1 protein-coding gene is annotated in these 357 nt (G+C 59.1%); it reads left to right on the forward strand.

The window, feature by feature from the left end; translation table 11 throughout:
- Positions 1-17 precede the first annotated feature (17 nt).
- Positions 18-357 (forward strand): DUF932 domain-containing protein (locus P7A97_RS20525; RefSeq protein ID WP_277692348.1); only part of this gene is annotated, 340 nt, incomplete at its 3' end.

A 357-nucleotide genomic window follows, 5' to 3' on the forward strand; every position in this document is an offset into this window, starting at 1 on the left:
CCCAAAGGAAATTCGTCATGGCTCATCAAATCGAACAAATGGCCTACGTTGGCGCTACTCCGTGGCACGGCTTGGGCAGCAACCTGCCGCAGAAACAGCCCATCGAAGTCTGGCAACGCGAAGCCGGTATGGACTGGCAGATCATGGAAAGCCCAGTGCACTTCAAGTCGGACGCCATCGGCCATCTGGGCGCGATCCACTCCTTCCCCGAGCAGAAGGTGCTCTACCGTTCGGACACCAAGACACCGCTGTCAGTGGTCTCGCAGCGCTATCACACCGTGCAGCCTCGGGAAGTGCTCGAATTTTATCGTGACCTGACCGAGGTCTCCGGCTACGAGCTGGAAACCGCTGGCGTGC

This window comes from Pseudomonas sp. GOM6, assembly GCF_029537485.1.
Lineage (GTDB): Bacteria > Pseudomonadota > Gammaproteobacteria > Pseudomonadales > Pseudomonadaceae > Aquipseudomonas.